Genomic DNA, 14,733 nt, shown 5'->3' with positions numbered 1-14,733 from the left:
TAAGCAGCTAAAATATAAAATAATTCAATATAGATTCTTAAAGTTTAGTCAAGCAAAAGCAAGATGACACTGATTTCCGAAATATTTTGGTTAATGTGACATGAGTCGAAAAACTTAGGTTAATTTTGTTTCCGAAAAAATGGTATTGAAAAAATTTATGGTAGCAAAAAGGCCCCGAAATTTCGGGGCCTTTTTGTTTCATACTCATGAAATATTATTTTTCAGAGTTTTTCTTTTCAGTTACTTCTGCACGGATTTCTTGTGCTAAAACTTTAAGATCTTGCATTGCTTTACGCACACGAGTACCAGCAGCTGCATTGCCAGCATTATAAAATTTTTCTACATCTGCTTCAATTGCAGCAACAGCAGCTTTAACTTTTGAGAATTTTTCCATCGCTAATTGATGTTTTTAAGGTTTAAAGAATTTATTTTTTTCAATTATACATATTTACCTTGAATTAACAACAGAAAGCAAATTTTAATTTAAAATAAGTTTTGCACATTTACACAATAAAAAAAATGCCCTAGCGATATAATAGAACTATTTTTTTGCAAATTAGGATGTTGATTTGTTTGATTGACTGAACTGTCTAGACAGATTAATCAGATTATCAAACGTGTTGTTAGCACTATCTACACAACGTTGGTAATCATCCTCACTTACCCTACTATTAAGTACATCTACAAACTTTTTCCATTTCATACCCAGTTCCCCACCATATACCCCATAGTAATTTAATCCACCTTCAACATCACTAAAATTCTCATTATCAAGCAATTGCTTTTTTATCACATTTCCACCTAAGGTAGCGCCTTCCAAAACATATAAAGCTCCCAACACTTCGGCGTTGTTTCTAGCTGGAATATATAACTCAAAATTAAGTTCTGGCAATGTAAGCGTATCTATGCCCCAATAATCTAAATCCTGTTCTAAAGCACCTAACTTCAGGCGTGAAGCCATATCGATCTCTTCGGCAAGACTAACATCCAACTTATTGGCCAATTCATTTTCTAATCTCTGGTGGATGATGTAGTTAATGGTAATTAATTTTTTGAATTCTTCCCTCGTGAGGGATTTGTTCATAATTTTATCTACAAACATAAGTTGCTCTAAGGCCTTGTGCTTTTCTGCTGTTTCAGCCCTTAAGATATTGGCAATCATAAAAAATCTAAAATGGTTTTAAAAACAAAAGATTCGGCTAATTACCGAATCTATAAAACTATGGATATGTAACTTCTAATTAACCCTGAGGTACTGGTTAAACCAAAAGTCGTGTACAGAATGAAGGCAGCTTACCAAGTTATCATAGCCATCTGGCTTGGTTAAGTAAGCATTGGCACCGAATTCTACACTGGCTTTTATATCATCAGGATTATCAGACGTTGAAAATAAGATAACCGGAATAGATTTTAAGTAAGGAATCTCCTTAATACATTTAAGCAAATCTAAACCCGAAAGACCGGGTAAGTTCAGGTCGAGCAAAATTAATTTTGGTTTAGTTTTCGTATCAACGAAGCTTTGAAGTTTGGAAAGGGCTTCTTTTCCATCCTCAACAATAGCTAAATTTAGTGTATCCTTAACTTCTTGAACAGCGCTTTGCATAAAAAATGCATAGTCGATGTCATCCTCCACGTAAAATATGTCTGGCGTATTCATGTTATTTATTCTTAAAAGCTACATAAAATGTAGATCCATGGTTCAATTTACTTTCGAACCAAACTCTACCCTGGTGTCGTTCCATTACACGCTTTACAATAGCTAACCCAACCCCTGTTCCTTCAATTTCTTTAACATTGTCCATGCGCTTAAATAGTTCAAAAACCCTGTCGTAATATCGATTATCAATTCCTATACCATTATCTCTAATACTATAAATAATTTCGGCTCCATCGGTAAATCCAGCAACCTCAATCCGAGGTGTTTCAACCATCAGGCTATACTTAACGGCATTACTAATTAAATTTGTAAACACTTGCGTAATTAAAGTTCTATCGCCTTGCACATCTGGCAAATGCCCTAAAATCAGCTCTACCTTGTCTGCTTTAAAAGCCGTCCACACATCGGTCTTGATTTCATTAATTAAATCACCCATGTTTATGGTCTCAGAATTAATCTCATACCTACCTACTCTTGCGAGATTTAAAATCTCTTTAATAAGGAAATTCATTTTCTCTGATCCGGTCAATATCCGGCCAAGCATTTTCCGAGCATTATCATCAAGACTTTTATTCTTTAGCATTAACTCGGCATAGGTCTTTATCGAAGTTAGTGGAGTTCGGAGGTCATGTGAAATGGTGTAACTGAAGGTATCCAATTCGTCGTAAGCTGCCTGCAGTTTCTCATTAAGTAACCTAATTTGGTTGGCCTTTTTATTGACGTCCGTAACGATTATTTCTCTAATCCTTAACACAGATGATACTTCTTCAGGCAACCACCTTTCTGATGTATTCTTCACCACTTGCGACCATGTTTCGAAAGATTTTCGAGGTGATAAACTCATTAATCCGTTGTCGGATAATGTCGCCGTCTTTTCAGGATTACCAGCCCAATTTACAGTTGTAATTATTTCTGGTTTGAACCAGATAATCATTTCGCCAAGTTCACGGCTTAGCGTACAAGCTAAAATTCCGGCCGCAATTTCTTTGTATTTTTTTGCTGGCGAATAAATTTCTGCCAGGCGATTTGTATGGTAAATGGTTTCGTCGCTGTTATCTTTCAACCAATTAATCAATGATAAAATTTCTTCATCTGAAGGAACAGCTCCTATTGTACTTAACTTATTCTCAAAAACTATAGCCGCACCACTTCCGTGCGTAACGTCTAAAATGTTGATATTGTGTTTTGTAATTGCGTCTATAAGGTATTTATCGCGGCTTAAATGTTCCGACAACACGCTTGCAGTGTCTCTGAATTTTTCAATAACTTCTGCATCTTCTACATCTTGTTTATATTCTAATGCTGAAGATAGAATCTGTCCCATAAGCTTGGCACCTTCTCTAGCCTTATAATCAATAAACTTTGGACTATAATTATGGCAGGCAATCAGACCCCATAACTCTCCATGCGAAAGTAAAGAAATACTGAAGCTAGAATAAACGCCCATATTTTTCAAATATTGAATATGGATAGGCGACACCGCTCGCAGTGATGCGTTAGTAAGGTCAAGTGGCTGATCTTCGTTATAAGTTAATATTGGCGCATCTGCCTGATTTACATCTGCAATTAAACGTGTAATATTAAGTTTATACAGTTCCCTCGCTTGTTTAGGAATATCAGAAGCAGGATAATGTAAACCAAAGAACGCCTCCAAATCATCATTTTTTTGTTCCGCGACTACTTCTCCATGTCCGTCATCCAAAAATTTGTAAATCATTACCCGATCATAATCGATTAACTTTTTAACTTCTTGTGCTGCTCCATTTAAAACGGTCGTAACATTTTTTCCCTGTAGAATCAAAGATGCAGAACGGCCAATTAAGCTTTGTATATCATACTGTAGGGTAACCGGCTCAAATTCAATTAGCCAGTGATTTACACTAGACGAAATGATCACATAATATGGATTTCCGTTGATCTCTACGGGATGGGGGCTAATGGCATCAAAACTTTTTCTGATGATGCCTAGATTTAAAAGGTCTACTAAGTTAAATTTAGGTTCTTGTTGAGTCAGGAATTGGTTGATAACCTCTAAATGCTGACCCAAGATCTTTGTTGGGAGCTGGTTTATAAATCCTGAAACGTTTTCACTAATATAATTAATAGTTAAGGAAGCTTGATCGACAGCTATTAGAAAACCATGAGACTGTACTTTTCCAGGAATATGGATCGGCTCTTTATCGCAATTGGTTAAGTCTACGGTGAATTGGTTCATGTTTTTCAAAATTACAAAAGTATGGCAACAATTCACTAAGCAAATATTAGCCCCATTTTTGTCAAAGTAATTAATTTTATTGTTGAGATTTTTTTTTATTTATCTTTGCCTAAATATTAAACACCCCTATCTCCCTCTTGGCAAAAAAAAACATACTGGTTATTGAAGATAACCATGCAATACTGGATGTGATTACCCTGATATTAGAAAGCGAAGCTTTTCATGTATCAGGCTTAAATAATGGTATCAATTTTTTTAACCATGTAAAACAATTTACTCCGGATGTCATTATCATGGACATCATGCTCCCAGATATCGATGGCAGGTTGTTGCTCAAGGAAATCAAAGAATCAGCAGCTACTAAACATATACCCGTATTAATGATTTCTGCCCGATATAATTCGGGAAATTATTCACTTGATGAGGTATATGCAGATGATTTTATGTCGAAACCATTCAACATAGATGAACTGATGGACAAAATTTATGCACTCTTAAAGTCTTAAAATTACTGTTCTGGCATTCCTGGAAGCTTTATACCTCCTGTTTTAAGGTTGCGCATTAAGAGCTGTTGAAATGAAAGCTTACTATCTGTAAAACCATGGGCTTTCAACCAAATATTCATGGCAACTTTATAGCCACTCTCTTCTAGAACCGATACACCTATTCTACGTTGCGGCAATTTTAGGCAGTCTTTAAACTCATCTACTGTTTTATTGAAAACCGACTCTACTAACCGATATTCTACTCCATAGTTAAATTTCAATTCAATATCCAGTCGCCTACTTCCTTCCCTACTGATGTTTATAATAACCTCATTAGAAAGTTTACTATTTGGAATAACTACTGTTCGGTTATCAAAAGTCTTTACCAGTGTATAGAATATTTGGATGGAGGTAACCGTGCCTTCCTGCCCCTGTGCAATAATATTATCTCCCACCGCAAATGGTTTTAGCAGCAGAATGAGTACGCCGCTTGCAAAATTCTGTAGGGTACCAGAAAGCGCTAATCCGGCAGCAACACCAATCCCACCTACCAGCACAGTTAGAAAAGTAAGCTGAAGGCCGATAATTTGCATTACGGTTAATATTAACAGCACACGTAAAACGATTACTACCAAGCTAGACAGAAAGGGAGATAAAGATGGATTAACTGCCCGCCTCTCCATACTTGCTTTCATCCATTTACTTAAGACGCCGATAAACCAAAAGCCTATAATTAAAACGAAAATACCAGCTATTATAGATGGACCCTTAAGTATAATCCATTCATATGCTCGATCGTAAATCTTACTAACACTAAACGTATTGAGATTCATTAATATTAAGGTTGCTCTTTTTTTGATGGTTGTTTTTTTTCTACGTTGACCTTTTTTGCGTCTTTCGCAGATGTTGTACTTTCTGCAGCGCCTTTGGCTTTCTCTTTTGGCAGTGCCGTAGCCTTGTTCTGCTCTTCCGTTGTTTTAGAATTTTTCATAGGTTCTTGTTTTAAGGTTAATCTTCAGCTGCCAACCAAGCTTTGGCCTGCTCTAATTCTTCTGGCTTAAATCCTTTCGACTGCCCCGGTGTAGCAATGGTAAATACATCTGTAAACCATTCCACTCCTTTCTCTTGACTTACCACGGCAATTTTTTTCCACTTAGTAAAGTTCTTCAAACCGGCTTTCGCATCTTGAATCCAAGCACCAGCTGTAAAATTTTTTACTTCCGTTTCCAAAACGAGCAAATATCTGATTTCCCCAAACCGATCCGCTGTTCTGCTGAGTCCAGGCAATAGCACATCTTTCAAATCATTACTGGTAACCTCTCCAGTTGCTCTTACCCCAAAAATATAATCAGGTAATCCTGTGATTTCTGTTAGCATACGTATATATCTTTTCTTTATGGTTTAACACGCTATTTGTTAAAGATGTTTTACACATCGCAGCAATTCTATAAAGTTGTAAACAGATTAAAACTCTTATCATGTTGATAATGTTATCGAAACAACGTTTACCATAATTATAATACAATGAAAAATAATTTCCTAAAAATTACTACTGCAGCATTCGTAGTAGCAGCGAGCGTTTCCGCTTGCACAAATGATTCTAAAACCGCAAATACGTCTGATTCTACAATGATGGATACAACGACGGTTTCTACATTAAAACCTGCTGGTCCTCCACCAGAATGGGGACAAAGTATAAAACCTGAAATGCAGGCTGTTATAGAAAAGTTGGCAAGTTACGGCGACAAGCCAATTGAAACTTTAAGCGCAACTGAGGCTAGAAAAAACCACACGCCGACAGATGCAGTAATGGATTTGGTTAAGGCGAATAATATTACAATGCCAGCACCTAAAGTAGATACTATGGGTAAGGACATAGATGTTAACGGTGCCAAAATTCATGTTAGGGTATATACACCAAAAACCGGAAACGGACCGTTTCCAGTAATTGTTTACTACCATGGAGGGGGATTTGTTATTGCAAACTTAGATGTTTATAATGCATCTGCCCAGGGACTAGCAGAACAGGTTGGAGCCGTTGTGGTTTCAGTAGCCTATCGTTTAGCTCCAGAAAACAAATTTCCAACAGCACATAATGACGCTTTTGCTGCTTACGAGTGGGTGGTAAAGAACGCTGTTAGTCTGAAAGGCGATCCGGCGAAGATAGCAGTAGTTGGGGAAAGTGCTGGAGGGAATCTTGCAGCGAACGTATCTATCATGGCAAGAGATAAAAAAATTATGGTTCCGGTGCATCAGGTACTAGTTTACCCAATTGCTCAAGCTAATATGAACACTGAGTCATATAAGATGTATGCAAGTGCAAAACCATTAAATAAGCCCATGATGAGCTGGTTTACAGAAAAATATTTAAATACGATGATTGAAGCGCAAAATCCGAAGATATCTTTAGTAAATGCAAATTTAAAAGGTCTGCCACCTACAACAATCATAACCGCAGAAATTGACCCATTGCATGATGATGGAACAATGCTAGCCAATAAGTTGTCAGCAGCAGGTGTTAAAGTTAACAGTCGCAACTATGAGGGCGTGACTCACGAGTTTTTCGGAATGGCGATTATAGTTCCAGAAGCTAAAGCAGCCCAAGCCTACGCATCAGATGAGTTGAAAGCAGCTTTTAAATAACTCTTTAACAATTTTGGTCTAATAGATCATTATCACATCAGTCTTAAGACAAAAAAAGCAGTCAGCTTAAAAACTGACTGCTTTTCCTTTATAACCTTTTAACCCAATGAATTTTGGGAAAAAAACTCTTTGTACTAGTTGAAGTTATAACGAACACCAAACTGCATGTAGTAAGTTGAAGATATTGTTTGAGTGGTACCAAAAGTATCACGAATTACATCTCCACCAGCAGTATTTAATCTGAAAGTAGGTCTAGTAGTGTTGGTAACTAAACCCGAATTGGTTGGAACTAAAACAGATGTACTGTTTACGAAATTTCTATTTCCCCATTTCCTATTCAACAAGTTTCCAACATTGAAGATATCAACTGTAAATTGAAATGAATTTTTTGTTTTTCCGTAATTTTTGAAAATTTCTTGAGTTAACCTAAAGTCAAATTGATTTCTCCAAGGTAAAGTTGCGCCATTACGTGTTGCATATTCGCCTCTATGTGCGTTTAAGTATTCGTCTTGTGCAATGTAATTTTCAAAGATTTGGCTTTGTTCCGGACCAGTAAATGTTCTTGTTACACCGTTGGTAGTAATACTTTGTGCAACAAAATCAATTTCACTTGCATTCCTTGGAATATACATTAAATCATTACCATTAACACCATCACGGTTAAAATCAGCACCATAAGTGTAAGAGAATCTACCTTGTTGAGCACCTTCGTAAAACACTGACACGTTAGTGGCCAAGTTTCTCAAAAATTCTTTGCGATAAGAAACGCTTGCAATTATTCTATCTGGTGTTAAGTTATTTGAATAACTTAGCGTAGGGTCGTTGGGATTTCCAGAAGTCTGAGGAATTGACCATAAGTTACCTAATTGATCACCAGCGCCATCACCATAATTCCGTTGGTCTGAGCGTGTGTAAGCAATCATTGCAGACATTCCACTTGTAAATTGTTTTGTTAATTGGGCTGTAACCTGCCAGTTGTAGCCACCTTTAGCATTTGTCATTTCGGTAACATTCAACGTTCCGGTTCCGTTTGCAGTTGGGATACCTGCAGCGTTAATATCTACCACTTGTCTTCCAGAAACAGAAGATGGAAACAATGGTCTATTATCTGGATAACCTGAAATGGCAAGATTTGTAGGATCAACAAGATTTACATTCTTAGCAACTGCAACCCTAAGATCTCTTCCGTAAATACCTTCTAAAGTACCCACAACACCCCAAGGTAATTTTGCATCAATTGCTAAACTAGATTTCCATGTTTGAGGGAATTTCAAGTCTGGAGACATTACACTTATGGTACCTGGAATAGAAGTTCCGGCTGCAGGTTTAGTTGCCGATAACAAATTTGGTGCTATACTAGGGTTAAAGAAAGGTGTGGTACTGCCCGAATATACTTGTAAGAACTGTAATAGACCAGCATCGCTTGATTGAGATACTATCCATACAAATGGAACTCGTCCGGTGAAAATACCAGAACCTCCACGAACTTGTAAAGAACGATCACCTAGCACATCCCAGTTAAAGCCTAAGCGTGGAGAGTAAGAAAGCGTGTTACCCGGTAAAACACCTGTATCTACTTTCTTGCCATTTGCAAAAGTTTGAGCAGCAACTAAAGGATGCGTTTGTATTTCTGCAGCATCTGGATAGGTAGCTTGCTCTACACGCAAACCAGCAGTTAACTTAAAGCGTTCAGATATTGAAAACTCATCCTGAATGTAAGCCGAATATTGTGCAAATTTAAAACTTGGAAACGCTTGAGATCCGTCTGCTGTCAATGGATAAGTTACTGAATATTGTAGGGGTCTTTGGTTTGTTATAAAATCATTCCAAGATCTAAAAGTATAAAAACCTGTACCAAAACGTTGGAAACCATTCTTTGTGGTACTTAACTCTGCTTGCAGACCAATTGTTAGGTTATGTTTTCCTAATGCTAAACTTAAATCATCGCTATAAGTATATCCAGTTACATCACGTAAGTTACCATATGTAAATGGCTCATAACCGAAAGTAGTTAAAACGTTTCCGGCATTTGCACTTGTTTGTGTACCATCTAAAATATCAACTAAGGGAAACTCTGCACTATCAGAGTTTCTAGGATCATTTTGATGTGAATACGTTACACGAGCAACGTTGGTAATTTTGCTACCAAAGTTTGAGTTTAATTCGGCAACGGCAGAGTATAAATTTGCTGCCTGATAATAGTTTGAATTATAAAAAGGTATACCTGCATTACGAGCAGTACCTGAACGCTGGTTATTATAAGACAGCGCTCCGGTAACACCAGAGTTGGTAACCGAAGTACTAGCGAACGAAGGAGATTGACTTTCTACTTGGTTATAACGTACACTGAAACGATGATTTTTATTGATATTCCAATCTAAACGAGCGAACATTTTCTCATTGTCGCTAACGTTTTGATAACCTTCGTATGGACCAGTTTGGTATCCGTATTTAGTGCTTAAATAAGATGACACTTCATTTAAGAAAGAAGCAGATGCCTGCACAACATTTGGATTTGCTGGACTGTATGGATTTGCTGGAGTAGCAGCGATGCGTTGTGTACCCGCTTCAGCCGTGTGTTTCTTTTCGTAGTTAACAAAGAAAAATAATTTATCCTTTACAATCGGACCGCCTAAGCTAAAACCGTAGTTTTTCTCATCTAGCGGCTGCAAAGTTGGGATTCTATAGGTATCGCCAATTCGTTTACCTTGATTATCTTCATTTCTCATGGTATAAAATGCATTTCCAGAGAAGTTATTTGTACCAGAACGGGTAACAGCGGTTACAGATCCACCAGTAAAACCTGTTTGACGAACATCATAAGGCGTAACGTTAATCGAAATTTGTTCTAACGCATCAATAGAAATTGGCGATCCATTAGCAGGAATGTTTTGACCAATACCGAACTGATTGTTAAAGTTAGCACCATCAACAGTAAAGTTATTTGATCTATAGTTACCTCCTCCAATCGATGTTCCGTTTGCTTGAGGAGTTAAACGCGTTAAATCATTAACACTTCTTGATATAGTAGGCAAAGCTTGTATCTGCTGCTTACCAATAACTGTTGAAGTACCATTTTTATTCGAGTTTAAGATACTGTTGGTACTTTGCCCAACCACTTTAACTTCTGCTAATGTAGCACTGTTGTCTACCAGAGTTAAATTTAAAAGATAGGGTTCACCCAGTTTTAAACTTACATCAGTTAATTTTTCAGGTCTGTAACCAACAAAACTAACTTCAATTGTATAAGGGCCACCAACACGCATACCGCCGATTGTAAATCTACCATCATTGTTTGTGGAGACAGAATAAACTGTTCCTGTAGGCGTGTGTGTAGCTTTTACACTTGCACCAGGTAAGGCGCCTTTGGCATCCTTAATGGTTCCTGTCATTGATGATGTAGTTACCTGTGCATTTGCACCAAAAGTAATTCCCACAAATGCAACAATAACGAGTACTAATCTTAAAAGTAAAGATTTCTTCATACTTTGTTTTTTAATTGTTTTTTGTTGTTAAATAATACCAAGAATGATTTTATTGGCGCAAATGTAGCTAATAAAAATTAACACATTTTAACATTCAATGTTAAATTATCGTTAAGCATTACAAAACTTTTCAACAATTAACACGCTATATACCTACTATAACTTACACTTTATCAATAACTTGAAAAAAAATATATAGATTTCTTACAAAAAGACGTAAAAAATTAAAATTCGAGAAGCGAAATGTTCAATCGAATATTATTTTGGAAATCATAAAAAGCTGCTATAAGTTGCATAATTGTTTGATCTACAATCTTGGCAAATTGTTTTTTTTTACAATTATTCAACACCTGGAACATGGAGAAATCCATAAATTATGTATTTATATCCTCAAAAAACCTTAAACTTATTATTTTACAGTTTTTCTGTCAGTAAATGAATTATCAACTTACCATTTGACAATTTTTTTTTAGTTTTGGCGGTCGTCTAAGAGATATAATTTAGGTATTATATTATCGCCAAGGTTATATGCTGACAGAATAGACCTTTATATAACCTTCATCAGGTTAAATAATGAATATAGATTATAGTATGAATGAATAGCGGATGAGTGTTACTATATTAAAGGTATAGGCTTAGAAATCATCTGACATTAAAATAAAAAGAAAACAAATGAATTACGACGTTATTGTTTTAGGCAGCGGCCCAGGTGGTTATGTAGCTGCAATCAGAGCTTCACAATTAGGAATGAAAGTTGCCATTGTAGAGCGTGAATCATTGGGTGGTATTTGTTTAAACTGGGGTTGCATCCCTACAAAAGCATTGCTGAAAAGTGCTCAAGTTTTTGAATACATCAACCATGCAGCAGATTACGGTATTACAACTGCTGATGCTACGGCAGATTTTTCTGCGGTTGTAAAACGCAGCAGAGGTGTTGCCGACGGTATGAGCAAAGGTGTTCAATTCTTGATGAAAAAAAACAAGATTGAGGTAATTATGGGAACCGGGAAAGTGAAGCCGGGAAACAAACTGGAAGTTAAAGGTGCTGATGGTTCTCAAAAAGAGCTAACCGCTAAAAACATCATCATTGCAACTGGTGCCCGTTCGAGAGAATTGCCAAACCTAAAGCAAGATGGGAAGAAAATAATTGGTTATCGCCAGGCCATGGTTTTGCCAGAACAACCCAAAAGTATGGTCGTGGTAGGATCTGGAGCTATTGGAGTAGAATTTGCTTATTTCTATGCTACAATGGGTACCAAGGTTACTATCGTAGAATTTATGGATAACGTCGTTCCGGTAGAAGATGAAGATGTTTCGAAACAGTTATTAAAAAGCCTGAAAAAAATCGGTATCGACATCATGACTTCGTCTAGTGTAGAGTCTGTTGATACAAGCGGAAATGGATGCAAAATTCAAGTAAAAACCGCATCTGGCATGCAAACTTTAGAAGCTGATATTGTGCTATCTGCAGCTGGTATTGTGTCAAACATCGAAAACATTGGGCTGGAAGAAACTGGCATCAAGACTGAAAAAGGTAAGATCGTAACTGACGAGTTTTACAATACATCAGTAAAAGGGTATTATGCTATTGGCGATGTAGTAGGCGGACAAGCTCTTGCGCACGTGGCATCTGCTGAAGGAATTATCTGCGTAGAGAAAATTGCTGGTCAACATGTAGAAGCGTTAGATTACAACAACATTCCTGGATGTACTTATTGCACGCCCGAAATTGCATCGGTAGGTTATACTGAGAAAGCAGCAAAAGCTGCAGGTTACGAATTAAAAATTGGGAAGTTTCCTTTCTCGGCATCGGGAAAAGCAAGTGCTGCTGGCGCGAAAGATGGATTTATCAAATTAATTTTTGATGCTAAATATGGCGAATTGCTCGGTGCACACATGATCGGTGCTAATGTAACTGAAATGATTGCAGAAATTGTTGTTGCCCGCAAACTGGAAACTACAGGTCATGAGATGATCAAATCTGTACATCCACACCCTACCATGAGTGAAGCAATTATGGAGGCAGCCGCGGATGCTTACGGGGAAGTAATACATCTATAAGCTATACATATTAAATGCTTAGGCTCAGTATCGAGCAGTTAGCGTTAAATTATAAATACATTTAAAAACCCTTCAGTTAAACTGAAGGGTTTTTGTAATTTTAAAGGTCTTTTTCTCTTAACCCCCTAAACCGTAATGAAACTTCATACTATAAATACCGGAATGTTTAAGCTTGATGGTGGCGCCATGTTTGGAGTGGTACCTAAAAGTATATGGCAACGCACTAACCCTGCAGATTCAAATAATCTTTGTACATGGGCCATGCGATGCTTATTGATTGAAGATGGTAAGAATTTGATATTGGTAGACACTGGTATCGGCGACAAGCAGGATGAAAAGTTCTTTAGCCACTATGATTTGCACGGAGATGACTCGCTTGAGAAGTCACTCCATAAACTAGGATTTTCTACGGAAGACATTACTGATGTTTTCCTCACGCATCTGCACTTCGATCATGTAGGAGGTGCAATAAAAAGGACAGGAGAAAAATTGATTCCTACGTTTAAAAATGCCCATTACTGGAGTAATGAAAAACATTGGCAATGGGCGATTGAGCCAAATGCTAGAGAGAAAGCATCATTCCTAAAAGAAAATATTATTCCAATTCAGGAGAGTGGACAATTGAATTTCATAGCAGAAGAAGTTAATAGTGCCTGGAAAAGAAACGTAGATATCAAATTTGCATATGGGCATACCGATGCCATGATGCTTCCAAAAATAAGCTACAAAGAGCATACGATTGTATATGTTGCAGATCTGCTGCCTTCTGTTGGCCATATACCACTACCCTACGTTATGGCTTATGATATGTTTCCGCTTCAAACTTTGAAAGAAAAAAAAGAATTTTTGACCGAAGCAGCGGCTAACAATTACATATTATATTTAGAGCACGATCCACTTAACGAGTGTTGCACTGTTGTACAAACCGACAAGGGAATTAGGTTATCTGAAAGTTTCGCGTTGAGTGAAATTTAATATAAGTTAAAAAAACATCCTTCTTTATTTGTATTTAATCTAAATAATAACAACTTTTGTATCAATGGAAAAAGCTTGCATTGATATTAATGAATTGGTTAACGTATTCACAAACGCAAACGGAGTAATCTATCAATCCGATAAACTGAATTGCTTCTTTGTAGATTTTGGTGGGAAGTTTGCGAAATACAATTGCCTGTCATTACAGAAATTGAAAAAAGTGATCGAGCATACTGATATTGAGGCTTTGTTGATGAATACAGACCGGGCCAATTTCGAGATCATAACATTTAATGGCTGTGAACATATCTATCTATTAAATGCATTAGAGATTATTGCTTTTAAGGATCTCCTTCAGGGTGCCTTTACCATGTTCAAATTGAACCACCTTATTAGCGACTGCTTATATAGATATGTTGTATAACTATATTACTCAAATCATTCTCCGAAAATTTTATATACTTTAGGCTGTCTTCACATATATTTCTCTTCCTATTTACAACAATACAAACATTTGCTGAGCAGCAATTTAGATTAATTTCATATTGTTAATAATATGTACAACTGAACAAAATCGTTTTAAATTTGTATAGTATAAAAAGCAATATTATGAAAGATTTAATGCGTATTAAATGTTTAATATCTCAAGATATAGAAGCACTTTTGAATCAACAGATTAAAAAAGAAGCCCACTCTTCATCCTTATATTTATCAATGGCATCCTGGTGTAATCAAAATGGTTACGACTTCTCTGCGGATTATTTTACGAAACAATCGGAAGAGGAACGTATGCACCAATTGAAGCTTTTCAAATATGTGCTAGATATGGGAGGCAATGCCATTTCTCCGGAAATTAACGGCATTAAAACAGAATTTATTGGTTTTAGAGAAGTTTTTGAAGATGCCCTGGAAGCAGAGATAGCCATCACGCAAAGTTTTAAAAATATTTATTCAAGGTGCCATAAGGAACAAGATTTTGTAACGATGGAATTTTTAAATTGGTTTTTAAAAGAACAACGAGAAGAAGAATACAAGGCTCGTCGTGCTTTGGAACTTTTTGAAGTTATTGGAGAGGAAGGAACAGGACGATGGGAAATTGATAAGCACATTAATAAAATAACATATACAGAAGACTAAAAGTCTCAATCGAAATAATCAAACCATCTTAAACCGATTTAAGATGGTTTTTTTTTATAAAGAACATAAAAAAGA

Annotated in this window: 14 protein-coding genes; 6 read left to right on the top strand and 8 right to left on the bottom strand. The window is 36.6% G+C overall.

The window, feature by feature from the left end; translation table 11 throughout:
- Positions 1-214 precede the first annotated feature (214 nt).
- The 4 genes from OQ268_RS06610 to OQ268_RS06595 form a co-directional block, all read right to left on the bottom strand.
- A complete protein-coding gene (locus OQ268_RS06610; protein ID WP_029285984.1) occupies positions 215-394 on the bottom strand; it encodes a hypothetical protein in 180 nt (59 codons plus the stop codon).
- Between the two features lie 162 nt (positions 395-556).
- Positions 557-1,162, bottom strand: coding sequence for a biliverdin-producing heme oxygenase (locus OQ268_RS06605; protein ID WP_265855325.1), 606 nt, complete (start codon positions 1,160-1,162; stop codon positions 557-559).
- Positions 1,163-1,237: 75 nt separating this feature from the next.
- A complete protein-coding gene (locus tag OQ268_RS06600; RefSeq protein WP_265855324.1) occupies positions 1,238-1,657 on the bottom strand; it encodes a response regulator in 420 nt (139 codons plus the stop codon).
- 1 nt (position 1,658) lies between these two features.
- Complete coding sequence (locus OQ268_RS06595; RefSeq protein ID WP_265855323.1) at positions 1,659-3,872, bottom strand: ATP-binding protein; 2,214 nt, start codon at positions 3,870-3,872, stop codon at positions 1,659-1,661.
- A 137-nt stretch (positions 3,873-4,009) separates the two neighbouring features.
- Here OQ268_RS06595 and OQ268_RS06590 point away from each other — a divergent pair, with 137 nt between their 5' ends.
- On the top strand, positions 4,010-4,378 hold the full coding sequence (locus OQ268_RS06590; RefSeq protein ID WP_265855322.1) for a response regulator transcription factor: 369 nt from the start codon (positions 4,010-4,012) through the stop codon (positions 4,376-4,378).
- 2 nt (positions 4,379-4,380) lie between these two features.
- Here the strand turns inward: OQ268_RS06590 and OQ268_RS06585 are convergent, their stop codons facing one another.
- From OQ268_RS06585 to OQ268_RS06575, 3 genes are read right to left on the bottom strand one after another with little or no spacing between them, the layout of a single operon-like run.
- Positions 4,381-5,190, bottom strand: coding sequence for a mechanosensitive ion channel family protein (locus OQ268_RS06585; RefSeq protein WP_265855321.1), 810 nt, complete (start codon positions 5,188-5,190; stop codon positions 4,381-4,383).
- Positions 5,191-5,195: 5 nt separating this feature from the next.
- Positions 5,196-5,348, bottom strand: coding sequence for a hypothetical protein (locus OQ268_RS06580; protein WP_265855320.1), 153 nt, complete (start codon positions 5,346-5,348; stop codon positions 5,196-5,198).
- A 17-nt stretch (positions 5,349-5,365) separates the two neighbouring features.
- Positions 5,366-5,734, bottom strand: coding sequence for a SpoIIAA family protein (locus OQ268_RS06575; protein ID WP_265855319.1), 369 nt, complete (start codon positions 5,732-5,734; stop codon positions 5,366-5,368).
- A 147-nt stretch (positions 5,735-5,881) separates the two neighbouring features.
- Between OQ268_RS06575 and OQ268_RS06570 the strand changes: the two genes are divergently transcribed.
- The gene (locus tag OQ268_RS06570) at positions 5,882-7,000 is read left to right on the top strand and encodes an alpha/beta hydrolase (RefSeq protein WP_265855318.1); all 1,119 of its coding nucleotides are present in this window, start codon (positions 5,882-5,884) and stop codon (positions 6,998-7,000) included.
- A 134-nt stretch (positions 7,001-7,134) separates the two neighbouring features.
- On the opposite strand, the gene OQ268_RS06565 is transcribed toward OQ268_RS06570, so the two are convergent.
- Positions 7,135-10,485 (bottom strand): TonB-dependent receptor, encoded by a 3,351-nt coding sequence (locus OQ268_RS06565; RefSeq protein WP_265855317.1) that lies wholly within the window; start codon positions 10,483-10,485, stop codon positions 7,135-7,137.
- Positions 10,486-11,157: 672 nt separating this feature from the next.
- Between OQ268_RS06565 and lpdA the strand changes: the two genes are divergently transcribed.
- From lpdA to OQ268_RS06545, 4 genes are all read left to right on the top strand, one after another.
- Complete coding sequence (lpdA, locus tag OQ268_RS06560) at positions 11,158-12,546, top strand: dihydrolipoyl dehydrogenase (protein WP_265855316.1); 1,389 nt, start codon at positions 11,158-11,160, stop codon at positions 12,544-12,546.
- Positions 12,547-12,681: 135 nt separating this feature from the next.
- The gene (locus OQ268_RS06555; protein ID WP_265855315.1) at positions 12,682-13,521 is read left to right on the top strand and encodes an MBL fold metallo-hydrolase; all 840 of its coding nucleotides are present in this window, start codon (positions 12,682-12,684) and stop codon (positions 13,519-13,521) included.
- A 64-nt stretch (positions 13,522-13,585) separates the two neighbouring features.
- On the top strand, positions 13,586-13,945 hold the full coding sequence (locus tag OQ268_RS06550) for a hypothetical protein (protein ID WP_265855314.1): 360 nt from the start codon (positions 13,586-13,588) through the stop codon (positions 13,943-13,945).
- Between the two features lie 185 nt (positions 13,946-14,130).
- Entirely contained in the window at positions 14,131-14,658 is a 528-nt protein-coding gene (locus tag OQ268_RS06545; protein ID WP_265855313.1) for a ferritin, read from the top strand.
- The last annotated feature ends 75 nt before the right edge of the window (positions 14,659-14,733 follow it).

Origin of the sequence: Pedobacter sandarakinus, from assembly GCF_026240095.1 — a bacterium.
Classification (GTDB): Bacteria; Bacteroidota; Bacteroidia; order Sphingobacteriales; family Sphingobacteriaceae; genus Pedobacter; species Pedobacter sandarakinus.
Note: the sequence above shows the minus strand (reverse complement) of the source record. Positions and strands in the feature narration are given on the sequence as shown.

Excerpts from the sequence above, each read along its gene's own strand:
- OQ268_RS06610 (WP_029285984.1), bottom strand. The coding sequence starts at position 394 with ATGGAAAAATTCTCAAAAGTTAAAGCTGCTGTTGCTGCAATTGAAGCA.
- OQ268_RS06605 (WP_265855325.1), bottom strand. The coding sequence starts at position 1,162 with ATGATTGCCAATATCTTAAGGGCTGAAACAGCAGAAAAGCACAAGGCC.
- OQ268_RS06600 (WP_265855324.1), bottom strand. The coding sequence starts at position 1,657 with ATGAATACGCCAGACATATTTTACGTGGAGGATGACATCGACTATGCA.
- OQ268_RS06595 (WP_265855323.1), bottom strand. The coding sequence starts at position 3,872 with ATGAACCAATTCACCGTAGACTTAACCAATTGCGATAAAGAGCCGATC.
- OQ268_RS06585 (WP_265855321.1), bottom strand. The coding sequence starts at position 5,190 with ATGAATCTCAATACGTTTAGTGTTAGTAAGATTTACGATCGAGCATAT.
- OQ268_RS06580 (WP_265855320.1), bottom strand. The coding sequence starts at position 5,348 with ATGAAAAATTCTAAAACAACGGAAGAGCAGAACAAGGCTACGGCACTG.
- OQ268_RS06575 (WP_265855319.1), bottom strand. The coding sequence starts at position 5,734 with ATGCTAACAGAAATCACAGGATTACCTGATTATATTTTTGGGGTAAGA.
- OQ268_RS06570 (WP_265855318.1), top strand. The coding sequence starts at position 5,882 with ATGAAAAATAATTTCCTAAAAATTACTACTGCAGCATTCGTAGTAGCA.
- OQ268_RS06565 (WP_265855317.1), bottom strand. The coding sequence starts at position 10,485 with ATGAAGAAATCTTTACTTTTAAGATTAGTACTCGTTATTGTTGCATTT.
- lpdA (WP_265855316.1), top strand. The coding sequence starts at position 11,158 with ATGAATTACGACGTTATTGTTTTAGGCAGCGGCCCAGGTGGTTATGTA.
- OQ268_RS06555 (WP_265855315.1), top strand. The coding sequence starts at position 12,682 with ATGAAACTTCATACTATAAATACCGGAATGTTTAAGCTTGATGGTGGC.
- OQ268_RS06550 (WP_265855314.1), top strand. The coding sequence starts at position 13,586 with ATGGAAAAAGCTTGCATTGATATTAATGAATTGGTTAACGTATTCACA.
- OQ268_RS06545 (WP_265855313.1), top strand. The coding sequence starts at position 14,131 with ATGAAAGATTTAATGCGTATTAAATGTTTAATATCTCAAGATATAGAA.